We start from the raw sequence: 20,003 nt of genomic DNA, 5'->3' as shown, positions 1-20,003 counted from the left end.
CGTACAAGCGTTGCTATGCTCGGGTCTTCCATTCGCTCGGACTCAAGGCATGAAAACACAACTCTTCGCTGAAGATCAGGCTCCGTCGGACGTGATGGCGGCGATCCTGAGGTCAGGCCCGACAGAATTGGCGGATCTGCATCCGTCGGACCGTGGCCCCCTTGGCATCGGCAAACTCCGCATGGTCGGCGTCTACGACGACCGCTTCAAAGACACGTTCATGATGAGGGTCCGGATCCCCGGCGGCCGACTCAACGCTGACCAGCTGGATGCGATCGTGGGAGTCGTCAATGACTTCTGCGTGCGCTCGCCGGGACATTCAGACCCCGACCGCTTCGCCGAGATCACAACTCGGCAGGACCTGCAGATCCATTGGATACGGTTCGAGAACCTGCCCGAGATATGGGCTCGATTCGGCGCGGTAGGCGTTGGTTCGGTCGAGTCCTGTGGCAACACCCTGCGCAATGTGACGGCGTGTGCCGTGGATGGGGTCGATGGCCGAGGTTTGCTCGAAGTCGGCCCGGTAGTTGAAGCCATCGAGGCTCTGATGGGCAGCGACGAGCGTCTGACGGCCTTCCTGCCGCGCAAGTTCAAGGTCGCGGTGACTGGCTGCCCGACCGATTGCGTCGTGGCCAGAGTGAATTGCGTCGCCTTCACCCCGGCTCGGCGCGCGGGCCGCGTCGGGTTCGGCGTCCACGTTGGGGGCGGACTGTCCGACTACCCGCGGCTGGCGACCGCTTTGGACATGTTCATCGAGCCGGCGGTGGCACCGAAAGTTGTCGCGGCCCTTCTGGATCTGTTCCGAGCCGAAGGCGACTACGAGCATTCAAGCGTCAATCGTTTCAGGGCACTTGTCCATCGGCTGGGTCCGGTGCGCATCGCCTCAGAGTTGCGCGCTCGCGTGCCCGACGGGTCGCTTGAGCCCCGTGGCGAGGATCTGTCGACATGGGAAACCGCCGATCACCTCGGCGTGAACACTGACAAGTTCGGGACTTCCTACGTTGGGCTGTCGGTGCCAGTGGGGCGAGTGGGAGTTGATGACCTGCGCGAGATCTCGCGGCTGGCCCGGCTTCATGGGGATGGCAACGTGCGCCTGACGCAACGCCAAAGCCTGGTGCTGACCGGCGTTAGCGACACGGCTCGGCTGCTAGCTGAGCCACTGCTGGAGCGCTTCCGACCTGAACCAGATCCGTTCGAACGCGCGGTCGTGGCATGCACGAGCGCTCCATTCTGCAAGTTCGCGATCCTGCCGATGAAGACCTACGGCACGCAGCTGACCGAGCACCTTCGCCGCAACGTGCCAGTCGGGGGATGGGATCGTCTGGAGGGTCTGCGAATTCATATGTCTGGCTGCAAGGCCTCGTGCGCCCAAATACCGCTGGCTCACATCGGCTTGAGGGCGACGATGGGCAAGACGGATACTCAGATATTCGACGCCTTTGACGTCGCCGTCGGGGGAGACTCGGGGGCGGGAAGACTGGGGAGCTGGGCCTGTCTGGGAGCGCCAGCGAGCACGACCTTCGACGCGATCACGTCGGCGCTAGTTGAGGTCGCCAGCGGCGAAGCCAGCCTGGGCTCACTGGATGCTCGAGATTTCGGTGATGTCTTGGACAGGGTTGACGCGACATCGGGGAGCCAGAGGTGAACCCGGTGGCCACGTCGGCGCCGGCGGCGTTCATCGATCCTGCCGCGGATGTGCGCGACGAGATCGCGGCGGCCAGTGGCGTGCCGGAGCTGCCGGAGAAGATTTGGTTCCACAGGACCGCGGCGGCTGTGATCGACGCCGATCGGTGCATCAGATGTGGCGGCTGCATAGCGGCGTGCCCGTCGCGTTCGATAAATGTCGGCGAGGACGGTCGCCCGACGCTGGTCCAAATGTGCACGGGATGCTCGGCGTGCTGGGACTACTGCCCGATGGGAGGGCTTCGCACCGAGAGACTCGCGTCCGTCTTGGACGGCCAGGCTGACAGCGCCCAAGAATCGGGCATGATCGAAGTCCTCGACGCGTCCTCGGCCAGGGCCGCGGCTCGAGTCGAGAGTGCGCAGGACGGCGGTGTCGTGACCGCGCTGCTGTCGAAGCTCCTGAAGGACGAGGTCATCGACGGCGCGATCGTCAACCGGCCGGATGGAGTGTTCGCCGGCAATCCCGTTCTCGCGCGGACCGAGGACGAGCTGCGGGCGTGCGCCGGAAGTGTATATACGCAATCACAGGCGCTCGTTGAGCTCAACTCACCTTTGCCGGAAGACGTCCACCGGCTCGCTTTCGTTGGAACGCCATGCCAGGTGAGCGTGTTGCGGGCGCTCCAGCGCTTCCCGTGGCGATACCGCCAGACCGCCGCGGACGCTGTGGTGCTCACGGTCGCCTTGTTCTGCACGCGGTCATTCGACGGGGACAAGCTCGCGGAGGCCCTGGCAGCCACAGGTGTTGACGTGACGCGACTGGCCCGGATCGACGTGCGTGCAGGCGAGATGATCGGCTGGGCACAGGGCGGCGAAGAGCTCCTGCGCTTGCCGGTCCGCGACATCCGGAGCGCTGCCCTGCGGGGGTGCGCGGAATGCGCTGACTTCGCCGGTCGGTCGGCTGACATCGCCGTGGGCAGCATCGGCAGCGACCCGGGCTGGACCACGGTGCTCGCCAGGACAGACGCCGGGCGCGCGGCTATGGAGTTCGCGGCCTCCGCTTTGGAGGTCAAACCCGCGCCCGACCTGGGGTTGGTCGCGAAGCTGGCGACGCGAGACCAGCGCGGCGCGGAGCGGGCTCTCGAACGCGACTTCGATCCGACTGGCGAGCTTTGGATCAGCTACCCGGATCACATCGCGGCTTACGCTGGGACCTCGCGCGCGGCAGCCGCGCCTCCGGCGTATCGCAGTCAGCACTATCAAGTCAGTTGCTGAGCAGCCTCGGTGAGGTCGCCGCGCGCAGCACCGCGCACGGCCCAGGCATCCGACGGAACGCCAATCAGGGAGTCGCGGCGCTAGGCTTGGTCGAGTCGTGAGGAGTGACAATGAGGAACCGCGTCAAGTTGCTAGCGTGTGGTGTCGTAGCGGGGGCTCTGGTCTTGGCCGCATGCGGAAAGAATGACCAGCCGACGCCGGGGCCGACTGGCGGGACCTACTCGGTTGCCATCGAGTCCTCGCGCAGCTTCGTGCCGAGCAACTGCTACGACATCTACTGCGCGAATGTGCTCAGTGTTCTGTTCACGGGTCTGTTCGCGTTCCAGACTCAAGATGACGGGACTTTGGTTCCGGAGCAGACGGGCCTGACGAGCCAGGTGTCCACGGCGGACAACGGGAAGACGTGGAAGATCGAGCTCAACTCCGGATGGAAGTTCACCAACGGGGAGCCGATCACGGCGAAGACGTTCATCGACACATGGAATTTCACGGCGTACGCACCCAACGGCCAGCAACTCGGGTTCGTCTTCGGACCGAGCCAGTTGAACGTCAAGGGCTACGCGGACGTGGCGCCTTCCAACCCGAAGGCCGAGCCGAAGTCCAAGACAATGTCAGGATTGAAGGCTGTGGGCAAGAACGCGATTCAGGTGTCGCTTGTCTCACCGCTGGGCGACGCGCTGTTCAAGAACTTCCTGGCGGGGCCGCCTGTCCTACCGATGCCATCGGTCGCGTTCAAGGACATCAAGGCATATGGCAAGCAGCCGATCGGCAACGGTCCATATCAGTTGAAGAGGCCGTGGAGCGCCACCGAAGTTTCTCTGGCCAAGAACTCCGGATACGCCGGAACCCCGGGTAATGCCGACAACATTGAGTTCCGGGTTTACGCGGATAACAACACGCTCTGGTCCGATTTGCAGGCCGGGACGCTCGATGTCGCGCCTATCCTTCCGCAAAACGCGCTGGCCAATGCCGAGCAAGTGCTCGGCGATCGATTCATCAACGACAGCGCCTCCCTGCTAGTCAGCTTCTTCGGGTTCCCCAAAGGCGAGGCGTTCAAGGACAAGGCCACTCGGGTGGCCATTTCCAAGGCCATCGACTGGGCGGAGATCAACTCCAAGTTGTTCTATGGCACTCGTCAGCGGGCGCTCAGTTTCGTGTCGGATGCCGCTCCAGGCGGCGGAACGGACCTGTGCGGCGACAAGTGCGTATTTGATGCCGCCGCCGCGAAGAAGAGCCTTCAGCAGGCCGGCGGGTTGCCCGGCGGTAAGGTCCGGCTCATGTCGCTCGCGAGTGCGACGCAGCAAGTGGAGAAGGCGATTTGTAACCAGCTCCAGCGCAACTTGGGGATCGAATGCACCATCAAGGTGCTGCCCAACTATCAGGCGTACTTCGACGCCCTCGACAACGCTGAACCCGGGGACCTCTTCCAAGCCGGTTGGGCGGCCGACAACCCGACTCTGGCGAGCACCATCGGGCCGCTCTTCAGCCGGGATGGCGGTGGCAATGACTTCGGATACGACAATCCCCGGTTCGACAAGTTGATGCAGGAAGGCAACGCCACCCAATCCCCCGGCGAGCAGGTGGCCATTTGGCAACGCGCGGAGCAGGTGGCCATGGACGACTTCTGGCTGGCTCCGACTCAGTTCCCGAACATTGTGGCCGGGTACTCTCAGAACGTGTCCAACGTCAAGGTGAATTCGCAGCAGTTCGTGAACTTGGCCGAGATCAGGGTCGTGAAGTAACCCCAACCTCGAAGTGAGGGACCTTGGGTCGCTACGTTCTGCGGCGGTTGCTGCAGGTAGTTCCGGTGTTTCTGGGCACGACGTTCCTCATCTATTTCCTGATGTTCGCGGTGCCCGGTGACCCGCTGGACAACCTGGCCGGGGGTCGGCAGGAGAACCCGGCCTACCTGGAGTATCTGACTTCGCAGTTCAATCTTGATGACCCCTTCTTCGTTCAGTACGCGAAGTACCTAATGGGGATATTCACCGGGGATCTGGGAACCACTTTCTCTGGTCAAGCCGTCACCGAGATCTTCGCCGAACGCTGGCCAGTAACCGTGCAGCTGGCCCTCACTGCCCTAGTCATCGAGATACTCATCGGCGTCTCCCTCGGGGTATGGGCAGCGCTGCGCCGGGGAGGAGTCATCGACTCACTGGCGTTGGGCGGAACCCTGGTCGTGATCTCGATCCCTGTGTTCGTGCTGGCCTACGTCGCCCAGTGGGTCATAGGCGTGAAGCTGGGCTGGCTCCCCGCGTCCGGGATCGCGGACGGATGGCCGGTCAGCTACTTGCTGCCGGCCACGGTCCTGGCGCTGCTGTCGTTGGCCTACGTGCTCAGGCTGACTAGGCAGAGTCTGCTGGAAACGGTGAATCAGGACTTCTTCTCCACAGCCCGGGCCAAGGGTCTGCCAGCGCGCCGGATCATCAGGGAGTATGGCTTGCGCAACTCCTTGATCCCCGTGGTCACCTTCCTGGGCGCTGACCTTGCGGCCCTGATGGGGGGAGCGGTCGTAGTCGAGGGGATCTTCAACGTGCCCGGAATCGGTCAGCAGCTGTATTCGTCCATCCGGCTGGGTGAGGCTGTCGTGGTCGTCGGTACGGTCACGGCGTTGGTGATCGCCTACCTGTTGATGAACCTGTTGGTTGATGTGCTGTACGCCGTTCTGGATCCGAGGATCCGGTATGACTGACCTCACCCCCACCGCAGAGGTCGCCCTGGCTGGAGCCGACACCGGGCCGACGCGCACTCTGGCACGTGACGCGTGGTTTGACCTGCGGCACAGCTTCGTGTTCTGGATCAGTGCCGTGCTGATCGTGTTGGTCTCCGGGATGGTGTTGTTCCCAGGTTTCTTCTCAGACGTCGAGCACACGTCATCACTGACGGGCGGCTGCGCCCTGGCGGATTCCCTGCTACCGCCGAGCGGTGAGCATTGGTTCGGGACCGATCAGCAGGGGTGCGACGTGTACGCGTTGAGCGTGTACGGGGCCAGGCCGAGCGTGGCCGTCGGTGTCATCGCCACGATCGCCACGACGGTCCTGGGTGCCACAGTCGGACTGATCGCGGGATACTCCGGCGGGTGGCTGGACTCGGTGCTGTCTCGCGTCGTTGATGTGTTCTTCGGGCTGCCGTTGATCCTTGGCGGGATCGTGGCGCTGAGCGCGATCTCGTTGCCCGGCATCTGGGGAGTCGTGTTCGTGCTATCGGTCCTGGGGTGGGTGGCAGCGGCCCGGATCGTCAGATCCACCACCATCGAGGCCAAAGGGCAGGACTACGTGCTCGCCGCGCGGGCACTGGGGGCCGGAAACGCGCGGATCATGGTGCGGCACATCCTGCCCAATGCCGCGGGTCCCGGCATCGTGATCGCGGTGCTGTCGTTGGGCGGTTTCATCGCGGCGGAGGCCACGTTCTCGTTCCTGGGGCTTGGGATCCGACCACCGGACTTCTCCTGGGGAACCATGATCAGTGACGCTCAATCGGTGTTCTTCCAGGCGCCGTGGACCCTCTTGTTCCCCGCCGCGTTCCTGAGCGCGACAGTGCTGGCCTTCATCCTGCTCGGCGACGCGATACGTGACGCCATGGACCCGAAGTTCAGGGCGTGAGCAGTGATGGCTGATCCAGTGCTTGAAGTTTCGGATCTCTCGGTTCGCATCTCGAGTAGGGATGGTGAGGCCCGCGCGGTGAACGGGATCAGCTTCTCGGTGAACGCTGGCGAGGCCGTCGCGCTGCTGGGGGAGTCCGGCTCGGGTAAGTCGATGACGGCGCTGGCTGTGATGGGGATGCTGCCCGAACGGGCACGCATAGTTTCCGGGAGCATCCGCTTGTCGAGTACGGAGCTAGTGGGCGCGACAGAGAAGGAGTACAGGCAGATCCGAGGCCGGCGAATCGCCATCGTCTTCCAGGACGCCTTGTCGGCTCTGAACCCCGTAGTCAGCGTGGGTCGGCAGGTGGCGGAGATGTTCACGGTCCATGAGCATCTCGGGCACGCGGACGCGCGCGCGGCCGCGATCGACGCGATGACACGCGTGAGAATCCCCTCCGCGGACAAGCGGTACGGGGACTACCCTCATCAGTTCTCTGGGGGCATGCGGCAACGGATCCTGATCGCGATGATGATCGCGCTGCGACCCGAAGTCCTGATCGCCGACGAGCCGACTACGGCCTTGGACGTGACGGTCGAGGCCGCGATCATGGACCTCCTATCAGAGCTCCGGGCTGAGACCGGAATGGGACTGGTGTTGATCACCCACGACCTCGGTGTTGCCGCCAGCGCGGCCGACAGGGTCACCGTCATGTACGCGGGCCGCGCCATGGAACAGGGCGAGACGGCCGTTGTACTCGCTAACACAGCTCATCCATACACCCAGGGGCTCATGCGGTCCGTGGCGTCGCTGGACGACGGGTTAGGCAGGTTGCCCGCGATCCCTGGCCTTCCCCCAAGCCTGATGAAGTTGCCGTCCGGTTGCCTGTTCCGGCCCAGGTGCGCGCTCGCGATCGATCTGTGCGCGCGGGAGCCCGAGTGGTCCCTGGCGGCGCCAGATCACTGGAGCCGCTGCTGGCGGGCTGATGAGGTCATGTCGCATGGCTGAGCGCCCGATCGTCCTGGCTGCGACGAACCTGACAAAGGTCTACCCGATCCGGCGCGGAGTCATTTGGAAACGCACTATCGGCGAAGTCAGGGCGGTAGACGGAGTGACGCTGACACTGCGCGCGGGGGAGTCCGTCGGAATAGTCGGTGAGAGCGGGTCTGGGAAGTCGACCACGGCCAGGTTGCTGCTCGGGCTGGAGGCCCCGACTTCTGGGTCCGTCGAAGTAACCGGGGATGACCTGGCTGGACTCTCGGCCCGTCAGCTTCGCCGGAAGCGGCGGGACATCCAGATCGTGCTTCAGGATCCGTACCTGTCGCTGAATCCGAGGATGACCATCTCGGCGATCCTTCGAGAGCCCTTCGCCATCCATCCGGACGCGCTGGCACCGAACCGATCGTCCAGGCAGGCCGTCGCTGGGCTGCTCGAGCAGGTCGGACTGGGCCCGGAGTTCGCCAACAGGTACCCGCATCAGTTCTCCGGCGGCCAGCGTCAGCGCATCGGAGTCGCCAGGGCGATCGCCTTGCGGCCGAAGATCGTCGTTGCTGACGAACCGGTTTCGGCCCTGGACGTGTCGGTCCGGGCGCAGATCATGAATCTGTTGCTCGATCTGCGGGACGAGTTGGGCTTGTCGTACGTGTTCATCAGTCACGACCTGGCCGTCGTGCGCCAGATCGCCGACAAGGTGGCGGTGATGTACTCGGGCTCCATAGTCGAGACGGGGGGGCGCGATGACATCTACAGCCGCCCGGCCCACCCGTATACGAGGTCGCTGCTGGCCGCGGCCCGACGAAGGGCCGGGGCCGTCCCGAGCAGCCTAACGGACACCGCTGGGCGAGCGTCTGGGTCCGACGCGACTCTCGGCGCTGGGTGCCGGTTCCGGTGGCGGTGCTGGAAGGCCTACGATGCGTGCTCTGGATCCCCTCCGAAACTGGAGCCGGTTCCGGGAAGCTCGCCGGACCACTTGGTGGCCTGCTACTGCCCGGACGCCGGCGACAGCGGAGAATGACGGATCGCCTCAGGCCAGAGCGTCGCGCAAGAACGAGACAGCGCGCAGGAGCAGATTCTCCGCGACGACTTCCTGTGGGGTCATGTGCGTCACTCCCGACAACGGCAGAACCGAATGTTCGCGACCGGCCGCCAGCAGTGCGGCTGACAGGCGCAGCGTGTGCGCGACGACTACGTTGTCGTCGCTGAGTCCGTGCACGATCAGTAGCGGGCGCCGGAGTTGAGCCGCCCGCACCAGCAGGCTGGATCGTTCGTAGGCGCCCGGTTCCTGCGACGGCATCCCCAGATACCGCTCGGTGTAGTGGGTGTCATAGAGCGCCCACTCGGTGACGGGCGCTCCCGCCACGGCCGCGTGGAACAGGTCAGGTCGCTCCAGGACCGCCAGGGCGGAAAGGTAGCCGCCGAAGGACCAGCCGTGGATCCCGACTCTGCCAGGGTCCACTCGATCTCCGAGATCCTCGATGACCGCTTCGAGCGCGGCGATCTGTCCGGCCAGCGGGCCGGCGGCGAGGTCCCCCTGGATGCGCGCCTCCCAGGCAGGGCCCCGGTAGGGGGACCCGGGACCGTCAGCCACGACGACGCAGAATCCCTGATCCGCGAGCCATTGGTCAGTGACGTAGGAGGCGGCAGAGGCGATGGCCCTCTGGGCGTGCGGTCCGCCGTATGGCGACATGAGGATCGGGAGGGCGCCGGGGCGTGGCTCGGTTGGCATCAGCACGGCCGTTCGGATCCGATCCGGACCTGCCAGCAGGAACCGCGGCCTCGGCGTGACCGACGGCCGCTCGGCGTAGGACCTGATCTGGGTGACCAGGTCGGCGACGGTCACGGTGGTCATCGTGATCGGCTCGGTCAGGTCTGATCGTTGCGTCACGCACACGTTACCGCTCGCCCGGCCGAGGACTCGGCCTCCCGGCTGGGTTAGGCGCCGAGCTTCGCCATCCCAATCTATGAAGTACATGTCAGTTGTCGTTGGATCGGTGCTCGCCAAGACGACGCAACCACGGCTGTCATCGGACAGGACCGCCCCGATCTGCAGGCCGAGCTCGGAGATAGGCGTGCCATTGAGGACCAGTCTGCGCGTATCCGTCTCGAGGTCGTCGACAACTTCGATCACGCCATGTTCGGTGAGTCTTGGGGCTCCCGGGACTAGCTCGATCACGGAGTCGCCCGTGCGTTCCCGAACGCATGTCGTGGAGCCGTCGGCGGGGTTGACTGACAGGATGCGGCAGGTGCGTTGGTCGCGGCTTTGTACTTGCGCTATCGGGTCGCCATGCATCGACCAACTCACGCGGGTCAGGTACTCGAAGTCGCCGCAGTCCACGCGGACCCTGTCACCGGCCAGATTCACCAGCCAGAGTGAGACGTCGGCGTTGGTTGTGCCGGCTGCGGGGTAGCGATGCTGGACTGGCGGCGTGGCTGGGTTCGCGGGGTCCGATATCCACCAAACCGGCACCTCCGACTCGTCGGTCAGAGTCACCAGCAGGCGGTCCCCCGCTGGCGACCACCACATGCCGTCAAACCTGTTCATCTCCTCGGCGGCGATGAACTCCGCTGTCCCCCAGAATTGCTCTGGAGTCTCCGGGGCGCACAGAACCTGGGTCTGGCCTGTGCGTAGGTCGGCGATCTTGACCGAACCCCCAGTGGTGTACGCGACGGCTTCGCCGGTTGGCGCGATCCGGCATTCAGCCACATCTGTGTCACTGCCGATTCGCCGAGTCTCGCGTGCCGACACCTCCGTCACGAACAGCCTGCCCGTCAGCGGAAAGCAGACGCGGGCTCCGGATTCGTCAGCCGAGAACGACGTTATGCCCTCACCGATCTCTCGGACGCGTTCCCGCTTCGCGCGCTCCGCCGCTGGCAACTCGTGGTCGACGCCATCGCGCAGTGACCGCGCGTCCACCAGTCGCTCCTCGCGGATGTCCCCGGATGTGGCGAGCTCCGCGATCCACAGGTCATTGACCGGATCTACTCCGCTACTGGATCTGAGGAACATCACGCCAGAGCCGCCTGGGGGGATAGCCAGGTTGCGGGGCGCTCCAAGCCGGAACCCTCTAGTCAGCGCGTGCCTTCGTGGGAAGTCGCTTGCCATGCCAGGATCCTGCCGCAAACCTGGGGGGCGTTGCTCGCGTCCCCGTGCCCGACCCGCCCGACCCGCGCGCCCTACCCGCGCGCCCCGCCCGCCCGACCCGCCCGACCCGCGCGCCCTACCCGCCCGCCCCGCCCGCCCCGCCCGCCCCCGCGGAACCGGCCGCTTCGCGCAAACGCGCCCGTTTGGGTACAGACGCGCCCGTTACAACGAGCGTTTCTTTGCGTAACGGTCGCGTTTGTCGGAAACGGCCGCTTCGTCAGGCGGGGGCAGGCCATGGCCGCCCGCAGGCCGCCGGCAGGCCACGGGCGGGTCAGGGGCAGGCTCTAGTGTGTGTCAATGGCTGAACACGGACGCCGACTCATGGTTGTGCACGCGCATCCGGACGACGAGGTCATCACCACAGGTGGCCTGATGGCCAAGCATGCCGCTGGGACGGGCAGCGTCACTCTGGTGACCTGCACTCTCGGCGAAGAGGGCGAGATTCTGCTCCCCGGAATCCAACACCTGCGCTCAAGCGCCGAGGGTGGGCTGGGGGAACACCGGATGTCGGAGCTGGCGGCCTCGATGTCAGCCCTGGGAGTGACGGATTTCCGGTTCCTCGGCGGTGCGGGCAAGTACCGCGACTCGGGGATGATGGGCGAGCCGTCGAACGAGGACCCGGACAGTTTCTGGCGGGCCGATCTGCGCGAGGCCGCGACCGACTTGGTTGAGGTGATCAGGGACGCGCGGCCGCACGTGCTCGTCACATATGACGACTTCGGCGGCTACGGTCATCCGGACCACATCCAGGCCCACCGCGTCACGACCTATGCCGCGGCCCTGGCTCAGGTCGCGTCGTACCGGCCTGACATCGGACCGGCTTGGGACGTACCCAAGATCTACTGGACGGCATTCCCAATCGACATGGTCCGCGCCGGTATCGAGGCCCTCAGGGCCATGGGGGACCAGTCTGATTTCGCGTCGTTGGATGCCGACGATCTGCCCTTCGCCTGCCCCACGGATTGGATCGGGGCGTCCATCGACGTCTCGAGCGTGATGGACCGAAAGGTCGCGGCCCTGCACGCGCACGCCAGCCAGATCAACATGGGAAGCGGCTTCTTCGCGCTTGCGGACAATGTCGGCACCCCAGTGTTCGCCTTTGAGCACTTCCGTCTAGCCAAGGGCCAGCGCGGGGACGGCCCCAGCGGACAGCCGGAAGATGACTTGTTCAGCGGCGTAGTCCTATGAGTGAGTCCCGCTGGTGGTTGCTGCCGGTGGTCCTCGGAGGCGCGGCACTCGGACTCTTGGGTGGGTTCGTCCAGGCGATCGGCGCCAACGTCGCGAGCGTTCAGATCCCCGTCGGACTTGTGCTGGTTCTGGCCGCGTTGGGCGCGACTCAGCGAGCGCTAGTCCACAGCTGGGAATCCCGCACGCCGGCCGCGGCTTGGTTCGTTGGATGGCTAGTGATGACTCTGGTGCTGGCGGTGCCGCTGCCGGGCGGGAACGTCGTGATCGCCGAAGGCGTCGTGCCCGTCGTCTACCTGTTTGGCGGCGCAGTGCTTGGGGCCGCGGCAGCTTCGCTTCCCGCCCGGATCAGACCCGCGGACCGGAGTCCGGAGCCCGTCACTCCCCCGGGGGCTGAGACTGGGTCGGACTGCGGTATTGGTATCGATGATGCTTGACGAACCCGTGCTTCTCGTAGAAGGCGCGGGCGGCGGTGTTGTCGGCTGACACCTGCAGGAACCAGTTCTTGGCGTTCTGTTCCACGGCCCACTGGGCAAGGCGTGCCAAGATCGCTGTCGCTATCCCCTCACGCCTCGACTGGGAGAGCGTGTCGATGTTCGTGATGCTCGCCCAGTCGCCAAGGGCCAGGCCCCGCCCGGCTCCCAGCAGCACTCCGTCGGCGTTTCGGCAGAACACGAACGCGGCAGGACCTGGCGCGTCCATGATGTGGTCGAATTCCTGGGCGGCCTCTGGCCTATAGCTGGCGATCAGACGTATCCATTCCGGGTTCTGGCCGTCGCGGACCTCGATGTCCAGATCGGACCGGCTGCGCGCGGCTCCAGCCGTGGCAGCCAAGTGCGACACCGAAGCGATCATCATTCGACTCGTCCGCGCGACAGTCCAGCCGAGTTCGTCCAGTTCCGAGTCGAGTCCTGATGGCGCCGGGACTTGCAGCTTGGGCGTGACGTCGAACTTGGCGTACCACCGCTCGACCTTGCGCAACGTGTCAGCCAGCGACTTCGGCGGCCTGCCCGCGACGCGGACGCTGTTCGCTCGCCAGGTGGCTCCCTGAGATGCGCGGAGCTCCCAGCCGTTGAGGGACTGCGATTCCATCGGCGGCCACGCCTGCTCGGCGAGCCACTGGAGTTCGTATGCCGAGATCTCAGGCTCGATGACTTTGGCCGCGACTAGGTCCTCTGCCCGGATCCTCAGTTCGCTGCCATCGCGGCTCCGGATCTGCAGGATCCCGTCAGCGAGTCCACCGGTCCAGCGGTCAAGGACTCCAGCGGCTTCACGCTCCGGCTTCGCGAAGCCATCCCGATAGCGAACGGTGAGCCGACGGCCGATGTCTGACGGCGACGCGTTGATAGAACCCCTGGCGGCAGGGAATGACGGCACGGTGCCCCCTTGTACAAGGCGTGGTGGAATTGACGATACTAGGTCCAAGCGGTGCCCAATCCGCGTTCGAGAATTGGCGAGGAGGACAGATGACCTACGTCATCACCCAGCCCTGTGTTGACCTCAAGGACAGGGCTTGCGTGGATGAATGTCCGGTGGATTGCATCTATGAGGGCGACCGCATGCTCTACATCCACCCTGATGAGTGCGTCGACTGCGGCGCCTGCGAACCGGTATGTCCCGTGGAGGCGATCTTCTACGAAGACGACGTTCCGGACGAGTACACGCCATACACCGACGCCAACGCGGAGTTCTTCACAGGAATCCCCGATTCCGACCTCGGCGGCGCGGCCAAGCATGGGCCATGGGAGAAGGACGTTCCTCTCGTGACTGCCCTGCCGCCGCAGGAACACGACGAGTGACTGATGGTGCGGGGGAGTTGCTGACCTACCTTGGCCCGCCGGGATCGTTCACGCACTCCGCGGTCGACATGTTGGCGGTTCCGTGGGTTGGCGAGGTCTCGCCGCGTGCCAGCGTGCCTGATGTGATCTTCAGCGTCGAAGCGGGAGAGGCCGCGGCTGGCATTGTGCCGCTGGAGAGTTCGGTCGAGGGGGACGTGTCGAGCACTATCGACGAGTTGATCTTCCGGTCATCCATTTGCTTCATAAACGAAGAACTCGTCGTGCCCATCAGCTACGTGGTCGTCGGCTTGGCCGGCGCCCGTGCGGCGGGAGTTCGGCGCCTGATCACGACCCAGGCCGCAGCGGCTCAGTGCCGGCGGTTCATCGAATCCTCTGGCGCGGAACTGACCCTAGTCGAGTCGGTCTCGGAGGCCTGCGCTCGCGTCGCCGGTCAGGACGACCCGGCTGTCGCGGCGATAGCTTCCGCGAAGGCTGGCCGTTTGCACGCGCTCGCTGTTCTGCGCGGCGTCGCGGAAGACCACTCCGGCGTGGCCACGCGCATGGCCGTTCTGAGGCGTAAGCCAGCTCCTGCGACTGGGCATGACACAACGGCCGTCGTGGTGACGCCCGTGGGGGACCGCACAGGCGTCCTGGCGGACATCCTCGCCTGCTTCTCAAGCAGAGACATCGCACTGACCTCGATCAGCTCCCGACGGTTGAGAACTCGCCTGGGGGAGTACTGCTTCTTGCTAACCGCACGCGGGCACCTCGCGGATTCGCGGATTCGCGAAGCTCTGGCCTGCGCCGCGCGAGTTCCGGCCGAGGTCAAGATCCTTGGCTGCTACCCGCTCAATCCGGCTGTCAGCGAAGGCCGGATCGGAGAGTTTCCGCCCCCAGGGTCTGTCGGGGCCGCCACGCTGGACTCGTGGATCGATTCACTGCTGGAGCACAAGGCACCGTGAGCGGGGGGTCGGAGATGTTGCGGGTCGTGGGCATCTGCGGCCTGGGCTTGATTGGTTCCTCCGCCGCCCGGGCGCTGACCGGCCAAGGGGTTGAAGTCCTGGGACTGGATCTGGACTCGCGGATCATGGATGAGGCGCTGAAGTTCGGCGTGAGGCCCGTGGCTTCGACCGACGAGATGTCCGGCGTGGATCTGATGATGCTGGCGGCGCCGACGGGGGTGAACGCGCAGATCCTGGCCCGGTTGCAGGAGTCGGGGCCGCGGGTTCCGACGATGGATTTGGGTTCGGCGAAGTCGCCCATTGTCGAAGTGTGGCGCGCTGACAGTGGCCGGTTCCCGTTCGTCGCGACGCACCCGATGGCCGGGTCGCAGCTTTCCGGCGTTGGTGCGGGCAGCGCGGACCTGTTCGTCGGAGCCGCGTGGCCAGTAGTGATCGACGAGTTGACTGACCCGAAGGCGCTGATCGTCGTGTTGAGGGCGGTCCTGGCTTTCGGGGCGTTTCCCGTGCCGGTCACGGCGGCCACACATGACGCTGTCGTCGCTGAGGTGTCGCATCTGCCTCACCTTCTAGCCGGGGCGCTGGGGCGAGCGGCGGCCACCGAACCACACCGGACACTGGCGCTGCGGCTGGCGGCTGGCTCATTCCGCGACATCAGTCGGGTGTGCGCTTCACCCCCAGCGCGCACAGCGGAGTTCGTCGCCGCCAACGCTCGGTGCGCGGCCGAGCGGGCTCGCCTGGCAAGTGCCGAACTTCTGCGGGCGGCGCGGTATCTAGATGATGGAGACATCGCTGGGCTTCAGGAGTGGCTGAAGTCGGCTCACGAGGCTCGGCTCGATCTCGAACGGCTCGAGCGCAGCCCAGGGGAATCAGCCAGCCACGCTTCCCCGGCTGACCTCAGGGCTCACATGGCCGGGCTGGTTGACACGGGGTCGGTGATGCTGGATCTACGCGGTGACGGGCCCGGCTCCTGGGCGTCGACGTGGTCGGCTCGGGCTGGTCAGTGAGCATGGTTCCCCCGAGGAACGTGGTTGAACGGATCGCGGAAGTGCGCCCGAGGGCAATCGCATCGGGCCTAGCCGTGATCGATCTCGGGCAAGGGACGCCGGTCGATGAAACACCAGCGCCGATCCGGGATGCCCTTTCCAACGCTGGCGATGCTCCCGGCTATCCAACCGCCCACGGAACCGATGACCTGCGGTCGGCGTTCGCGAGCTGGGCATCACGACGGATTGGCGCGGCGATAGACCCACGCGATGTCGTGCCGACTATCGGGAGCAAGGAACTGATCGCACTGCTGCCCACGCTGCTGGGCTTGGGAGCCGCCGACACTGTTGTGATTCCCCATCTGGCGTATCCGACGTACCGGGTCGGCGCCGATCTTGCCAGCTGTCGGGTAGTGGTCTCCGATTCCCTGCTGGCGCTGGGGCCCGCGAGGGTGTCGATCGTGTGGGTGAACACCCCGTCCAATCCGACAGGACAGGTGCTCCCGCCTGAGCATCTGCACAAGATGGTCCAGTGGGCGCGGGACCGGGGCAGCCTGCTAGTCAGCGATGAGTGCTACATAGAACTGGCGCCGACTGGGCATCGCCCGCACTCGGTACTGCATCCAGATGTCAGCGGCGGTTCCTTCGACAACGTCCTAGCGCTCCACTCGTTGTCCAAGACCTACTCGATGGCGGGGTACAGATGCGGATTCGTCAGCGGTGACCAGGGCGTGGTTCGCCGCTTGCTTCAGCGCAGACGCGATCTTGGGTTGCTTGTCCCGACTCCTGTGCAGGCCGCCGGGGCCGCCGCCCTGTCCGACGACAGCCTGGCCGCGCTGGCAAGGAAGCGCTTCCAGAGTCGGCGCGAAGTCCTAGCCGCTGCCCTGCGGCAGCGCGGGTTCGTCGTTGATGATGACCAAGCCGGGCTGTTCGTGTGGGCGTCCCTGGATGAACCCTGTGACGTGACTGTGGGCAGGCTTGCCGACGCCGGGATCGTCGTCGCCCCTGGAGACTTCTATGGCGCGCTGGGCGGGCGGCACATCAGGTTGTCGCTGACTGCCAGTGACTCTCAGGTCGACGAGGCCGCGGCGAGGATCGCGGAACTCACCTGGGGTTGGGCATTAGGGTCACCCGAGCGTCTAGTATGCGAACCATGAGTAGTCAGCTACGTGTGCCCAGCCGACCCGGCTCCGTGACGGGAGTCGCCGTCCTGTTCGTAGTGGGGGCTGTCCTGCAGTTCATCACGGCAGGACTCTATGCCGTCCTGGCGATTCGGCCGGGTGAAATCCAGGAGTTCTACGGGGCACCGATCAGCGACTGGTACTGGATTCTGGCAGCGATGCTTTCGGGGCTGCTTGGATTCATCTACTTGTGGGTTGCCCGGCAGCAGCTCGCTGGAGATCCGCAGTCGTGGATGCTGGCCAATATTCTGATGGTCATCAACCTGTTCTTCGCTCTATTCTCGCTCGCCTATGGCACCGGTTGTGCCGTGTTGGCGCTCAACGCGGTAGCCCTAGTGCTGAACAACACAAGAGCAGCGCGTGAGTACTTTGGCGTGGGCGGACCGAGTGACCATCTGCCACCCGGAGCGGCGTGAAGGCGATGGTTGGAGAGCGTGCGTGAACGACATCGCGAGTCTGCGCCATGCGGGTCTGGACTTGGACCTGCCGGTCGTGTCACCGTCGGAGGGGCCGTCGGGGATCGACATCTCGTCGCTGCTGAAGTCCACCGGCGGCGTGACGTTCGATATCGGCTTCGGTAACACGGCATCGTGCCGTTCGAAGATCACCTACATCGACGGTGACGAGGGAATCCTGCGCTACCGCGGCTATCCCATCGAGCAGTTGGCCCTGCAGTCCAACTACCTCGAGGTCGCGTATCTACTCATCTACGGAGAGCTGCCGACGGCCGGTCAGATGGCCGAGTATCAGCAGCGGATCAATAGGCACACTCTCTTGCATGAGGATCTGCGGCGCCTGTTCGACGGATTCCCGCGGGAGGCGCATCCAATGCCTGTGCTCTCCAGCGCGGTGAGCGCGCTGTCGACCTTCTACGAAGATTCCCTTGATCCTGACGACGATGAGCAAGTTGAGATCTCCACGGTCCGACTACTGGCGAAGCTGCCTACGATCGCCGCGTACGCGTACAAGAAGTCTGTAGGCCAGCCGTACCTGTATCCGGACAACCGGTATGGCTACGTGCACAACTTGCTGCGAATGACATTCGGCGTGCCCGCTGAGGACTACCAGGCGAATCCCGTAGTCGTAGAGGCTCTGGATCTGCTGCTGCTCTTGCACGCGGATCATGAGCAGAACTGCTCGACTTCGACGGTCAGGCTCGTGGGGTCCGCGCGCGCCAACTTGTTCGCCTCTGTGTCCGCGGGCATCAACGCGCTGTTTGGACCCCTGCACGGCGGTGCGAACCAAGCGGTCGTGGAGATGCTGGAGCAGATTCACCAGTCCGGGGTCGGAGCCAGCAAGTTCATTGAGCAGGTGAAGAGCCGTGAGGAAGGGATCCGCCTGATGGGGTTCGGGCACCGCGTGTACAGGAACTACGATCCGCGCGCGGCCATCATCAAGGACAAGGCACACGACGTTCTTGAAGCCCTCAAGGTGCAGGATCCGCTTCTGGACATCGCGCTCCATCTGGAAGAGGTGGCCTTGGCCGATGACTACTTCGTGTCCCGCAAGCTCTATCCGAACGTGGACTTCTACACGGGCCTGATCTACAAGGCGATGGGGTTCCCGTGCCGCATGTTCCCGGTGATGTTCGCCTTGGGTCGGCTACCAGGATGGATCGCTCAGTGGCGCGAGATGATCAACGATCCTGAAACCAAGATCGGGCGTCCGCGTCAGGTGTATGTGGGGGAGCGCGCTCGCGACTACGTGCCGATGGCCAGCCGCTGAGATGCCCGCTGGCTTAGGAGCTTGGTGATGAGCGACAAGCCAGCGGACCTGACCACGAACCGGCTCATGCACGCCGCCTGCAAGCGGGACTTCGTCCGCGTTCGAAGCTGCCTGAAGGAGATCAAGGAGGGCGATAGGGAGCGCGCGTGTTCAGCGGCGGCCAGGTGGCAGTTCGTGTCATGTCAATTGAGGACGCATCAAGCCGCCGAGGACAAGTACATGTGGCCTGTCGTCAGGGAGAGGTCGCGCAAGCCTGAGGAGCTAGTTGTCATCAACGCCATGGTTGCCGAGCACAACGTCCTCGCTGAACCGATCGCGAGCTTGGATGACGAGTTCGCCGCGCTGGCAGTCGGCCGCATCGCTGACGTAGACGCGATCCTGGCCAGGCTCGACGATTTGGTTGTTGCCTTCTCCGGGCACGCCGCGCATGAGGAGCGCGACGCCACGAAGATCCTGCGGAAGTACCTGACGGAGAAGGACCTGCGCGAGTACCGGAAGTTCTCGAGTGCGCATGAGTGTGGCCGACTCCTGCTGCCTTGGATGAGCGATGGTGCGAGCCCCGCGGATCAGGCGACTGTCTGGCGAGCCGTGCCGTTCTTCGCGCGCTGGTTTGTTCGACCGATTCGCACGCGCAGGTACCGGGCACTCTCCCGGTCATTTGCCTGCTGACAGGACGCCGCGTAGGGGAGGGCGGCTCCCTCGGGAATCCTCAGTTCGCTCGACGAAGCTCATGACGGCAGATGCATCTGCCGCGGTTTGACGGAACGGCCGGGGGGTGGCTCCGCGCTCGTGGCGGGGTTGGCGGGCGATTCCGGCGCGCTTAGAACTACAAGCTATTGGCGTTGCCGAAAACGAGTGCCCGCAGCGGCTCGGGAGACCTAGGACCTACTTACACTCGCCGATTGATCCCTCCGCGCATACCCGACCATCTGTCCAAGTGGCGCGTCTCAGCTTCGCCCCGGCCAGTTTCGCCCCGGTCAGGTTGGCCGCGCGCAGGTCCGCCCCGCGCAGGTCCGCCTCGGTCAGGTTCGCCATGGGCAGGTCCGCCATGGGCAGGTCCGCCCCGCGCAGGTCCGCCTCGGTCAGGTTCGCCCCGCGCAGGTTCGCCCCGGTCAGGTTCGCCTCGGTCAGATTCGCCCTGGTCAGATTCGCCCTGGTCAGGTCCGCCCCGGCCAGATTCGCCTCGGTCAGGTTCTCCCAGTGCAGGTCCGCCGCGCGCAGGTCGCAGCTGGACAGGTTGGCTCTGGGAGTTCTTGGGATGTTCGTGCAGTCTCGGAGGGCTGGGGCCGACGTGGATGGTGATGGGCCGACGTCGCGGGCTGGTTCGGTGTCGGGTTGGCTTGAGCACGCGCCCAGTACTAGGGCTGCGCCTACGGCGAGGGTTGCGATTCCTATTCGTTTACCGTGCATGTTGGCAGTATGCCTTGGCTTGGCTACGGTCGCTCGCTGACAGCCAGATCCGTGGCCGGATCGATTCTGTCGGCTGCCGCGCCGCGATGGCTGGACGGCTCGCCGCTGTGCCGTACGACCAGACCGGAGTCCTCAGCGGTCATGCGGCTCATGAGGAGCGGG

Annotated in this window: 19 protein-coding genes; 16 read left to right on the top strand and 3 right to left on the bottom strand. The window is 65.0% G+C overall.

Going from position 1 to position 20,003, the window contains the following annotated elements; all coding sequences use genetic code 11:
• The first annotated feature begins 49 nt into the window (after nt 1-49).
• From Q8P38_08305 to Q8P38_08275, 7 genes are all read left to right on the top strand, one after another.
• Nucleotides 50-1,645: a hypothetical protein gene (locus Q8P38_08305; protein MDP4014598.1), complete on the top strand. Its 1,596-nt coding sequence runs from the start codon at nt 50-52 to the stop codon at nt 1,643-1,645.
• A gap of 5 nt (nt 1,646-1,650) precedes the next feature.
• Nucleotides 1,651-2,895 carry a Coenzyme F420 hydrogenase/dehydrogenase, beta subunit C-terminal domain gene (locus tag Q8P38_08300; GenBank protein ID MDP4014597.1) on the top strand — a complete coding sequence of 415 codons (1,245 nt, stop codon included), beginning with the start codon at nt 1,651-1,653 and terminating at the stop codon, nt 2,893-2,895.
• 110 nt (nt 2,896-3,005) lie between these two features.
• Complete coding sequence (locus Q8P38_08295) at nt 3,006-4,637, top strand: ABC transporter substrate-binding protein (protein ID MDP4014596.1); 1,632 nt, start codon at nt 3,006-3,008, stop codon at nt 4,635-4,637.
• Between the two features lie 23 nt (nt 4,638-4,660).
• Entirely contained in the window at nt 4,661-5,587 is a 927-nt protein-coding gene (locus tag Q8P38_08290) for an ABC transporter permease (protein MDP4014595.1), read from the top strand.
• A complete protein-coding gene (locus Q8P38_08285) occupies nt 5,580-6,497 on the top strand; it encodes an ABC transporter permease (GenBank protein MDP4014594.1) in 918 nt (305 codons plus the stop codon). Before Q8P38_08290 ends, Q8P38_08285 begins: the two co-directional genes overlap by 8 nt.
• 6 nt (nt 6,498-6,503) lie before the next feature.
• Nucleotides 6,504-7,484, top strand: a complete 981-nt coding sequence (locus tag Q8P38_08280; protein ID MDP4014593.1) for an ABC transporter ATP-binding protein — start codon at nt 6,504-6,506, stop codon at nt 7,482-7,484.
• The gene (locus Q8P38_08275; protein MDP4014592.1) at nt 7,477-8,490 is read left to right on the top strand and encodes an ATP-binding cassette domain-containing protein; all 1,014 of its coding nucleotides are present in this window, start codon (nt 7,477-7,479) and stop codon (nt 8,488-8,490) included. Before Q8P38_08280 ends, Q8P38_08275 begins: the two co-directional genes overlap by 8 nt.
• A 9-nt stretch (nt 8,491-8,499) precedes the next feature.
• On the opposite strand, the gene Q8P38_08270 is transcribed toward Q8P38_08275, so the two are convergent.
• On the bottom strand, nt 8,500-10,578 hold the full coding sequence (locus Q8P38_08270; protein MDP4014591.1) for a prolyl oligopeptidase family serine peptidase: 2,079 nt from the start codon (nt 10,576-10,578) through the stop codon (nt 8,500-8,502).
• Nucleotides 10,579-10,914: 336 nt separating this feature from the next.
• Between Q8P38_08270 and mshB the strand changes: the two genes are divergently transcribed.
• Nucleotides 10,915-11,805, top strand: coding sequence for an N-acetyl-1-D-myo-inositol-2-amino-2-deoxy-alpha-D-glucopyranoside deacetylase (mshB, locus tag Q8P38_08265; protein MDP4014590.1), 891 nt, complete (start codon nt 10,915-10,917; stop codon nt 11,803-11,805).
• The gene (locus tag Q8P38_08260) at nt 11,802-12,239 is read left to right on the top strand and encodes a DUF6113 family protein (protein ID MDP4014589.1); all 438 of its coding nucleotides are present in this window, start codon (nt 11,802-11,804) and stop codon (nt 12,237-12,239) included. Before mshB ends, Q8P38_08260 begins: the two co-directional genes overlap by 4 nt.
• On the opposite strand, the gene Q8P38_08255 is transcribed toward Q8P38_08260, so the two are convergent.
• Nucleotides 12,181-13,179, bottom strand: a complete 999-nt coding sequence (locus tag Q8P38_08255) for a GNAT family N-acetyltransferase (GenBank protein MDP4014588.1) — start codon at nt 13,177-13,179, stop codon at nt 12,181-12,183. The two genes, Q8P38_08260 and Q8P38_08255, sit on opposite strands and share 59 nt — an antisense overlap.
• Nucleotides 13,180-13,268: 89 nt before the next feature.
• Between Q8P38_08255 and Q8P38_08250 the strand changes: the two genes are divergently transcribed.
• From Q8P38_08250 to Q8P38_08220, 7 genes are read left to right on the top strand one after another with little or no spacing between them, the layout of a single operon-like run.
• Nucleotides 13,269-13,601 carry a ferredoxin family protein gene (locus tag Q8P38_08250; protein ID MDP4014587.1) on the top strand — a complete coding sequence of 111 codons (333 nt, stop codon included), beginning with the start codon at nt 13,269-13,271 and terminating at the stop codon, nt 13,599-13,601.
• Complete coding sequence (locus tag Q8P38_08245; GenBank protein MDP4014586.1) at nt 13,598-14,542, top strand: prephenate dehydratase domain-containing protein; 945 nt, start codon at nt 13,598-13,600, stop codon at nt 14,540-14,542. The genes Q8P38_08250 and Q8P38_08245 overlap by 4 nt, the downstream gene beginning before the upstream one ends.
• Nucleotides 14,506-15,546, top strand: coding sequence for a prephenate dehydrogenase/arogenate dehydrogenase family protein (locus Q8P38_08240; protein ID MDP4014585.1), 1,041 nt, complete (start codon nt 14,506-14,508; stop codon nt 15,544-15,546). The genes Q8P38_08245 and Q8P38_08240 overlap by 37 nt, the downstream gene beginning before the upstream one ends.
• A gap of 20 nt (nt 15,547-15,566) precedes the next feature.
• A complete protein-coding gene (dapC, locus tag Q8P38_08235) occupies nt 15,567-16,682 on the top strand; it encodes a succinyldiaminopimelate transaminase (GenBank protein ID MDP4014584.1) in 1,116 nt (371 codons plus the stop codon).
• Nucleotides 16,679-17,122 carry a hypothetical protein gene (locus tag Q8P38_08230; GenBank protein MDP4014583.1) on the top strand — a complete coding sequence of 148 codons (444 nt, stop codon included), beginning with the start codon at nt 16,679-16,681 and terminating at the stop codon, nt 17,120-17,122. Before dapC ends, Q8P38_08230 begins: the two co-directional genes overlap by 4 nt.
• Nucleotides 17,123-17,144: 22 nt before the next feature.
• Nucleotides 17,145-18,431 (top strand): citrate synthase, encoded by a 1,287-nt coding sequence (locus Q8P38_08225; protein ID MDP4014582.1) that lies wholly within the window; start codon nt 17,145-17,147, stop codon nt 18,429-18,431.
• A gap of 27 nt (nt 18,432-18,458) precedes the next feature.
• On the top strand, nt 18,459-19,100 hold the full coding sequence (locus Q8P38_08220) for a hemerythrin domain-containing protein (GenBank protein ID MDP4014581.1): 642 nt from the start codon (nt 18,459-18,461) through the stop codon (nt 19,098-19,100).
• Between the two features lie 216 nt (nt 19,101-19,316).
• On the opposite strand, the gene Q8P38_08215 is transcribed toward Q8P38_08220, so the two are convergent.
• Nucleotides 19,317-19,841, bottom strand: coding sequence for a pentapeptide repeat-containing protein (locus Q8P38_08215; protein MDP4014580.1), 525 nt, complete (start codon nt 19,839-19,841; stop codon nt 19,317-19,319).
• Nucleotides 19,842-20,003: the final 162 nt, after the last annotated feature.

The organism is Candidatus Nanopelagicales bacterium (assembly GCA_030700225.1).
Lineage (GTDB): Bacteria > Actinomycetota > Actinomycetes > S36-B12.
The sequence above is the reverse complement of the archived record's forward strand: the minus strand, read 5'-3'. Positions and strand labels throughout refer to the sequence as shown.

What these genes read in the sequence shown, in the direction of transcription:
- Q8P38_08305 (MDP4014598.1), top strand. Translation starts at nt 50, where the DNA reads ATGAAAACACAACTCTTCGCTGAAGATCAGGCTCCGTCGGACGTGATG.
- Q8P38_08295 (MDP4014596.1), top strand. Translation starts at nt 3,006, where the DNA reads ATGAGGAACCGCGTCAAGTTGCTAGCGTGTGGTGTCGTAGCGGGGGCT.
- Q8P38_08285 (MDP4014594.1), top strand. Translation starts at nt 5,580, where the DNA reads ATGACTGACCTCACCCCCACCGCAGAGGTCGCCCTGGCTGGAGCCGAC.
- Q8P38_08280 (MDP4014593.1), top strand. Translation starts at nt 6,504, where the DNA reads ATGGCTGATCCAGTGCTTGAAGTTTCGGATCTCTCGGTTCGCATCTCG.
- Q8P38_08275 (MDP4014592.1), top strand. Translation starts at nt 7,477, where the DNA reads ATGGCTGAGCGCCCGATCGTCCTGGCTGCGACGAACCTGACAAAGGTC.
- Q8P38_08270 (MDP4014591.1), bottom strand. Translation starts at nt 10,578, where the DNA reads ATGGCAAGCGACTTCCCACGAAGGCACGCGCTGACTAGAGGGTTCCGG.
- mshB (MDP4014590.1), top strand. Translation starts at nt 10,915, where the DNA reads ATGGCTGAACACGGACGCCGACTCATGGTTGTGCACGCGCATCCGGAC.
- Q8P38_08260 (MDP4014589.1), top strand. Translation starts at nt 11,802, where the DNA reads ATGAGTGAGTCCCGCTGGTGGTTGCTGCCGGTGGTCCTCGGAGGCGCG.
- Q8P38_08250 (MDP4014587.1), top strand. Translation starts at nt 13,269, where the DNA reads ATGACCTACGTCATCACCCAGCCCTGTGTTGACCTCAAGGACAGGGCT.
- Q8P38_08230 (MDP4014583.1), top strand. Translation starts at nt 16,679, where the DNA reads ATGAGTAGTCAGCTACGTGTGCCCAGCCGACCCGGCTCCGTGACGGGA.
- Q8P38_08220 (MDP4014581.1), top strand. Translation starts at nt 18,459, where the DNA reads ATGAGCGACAAGCCAGCGGACCTGACCACGAACCGGCTCATGCACGCC.
- Q8P38_08215 (MDP4014580.1), bottom strand. Translation starts at nt 19,841, where the DNA reads ATGCACGGTAAACGAATAGGAATCGCAACCCTCGCCGTAGGCGCAGCC.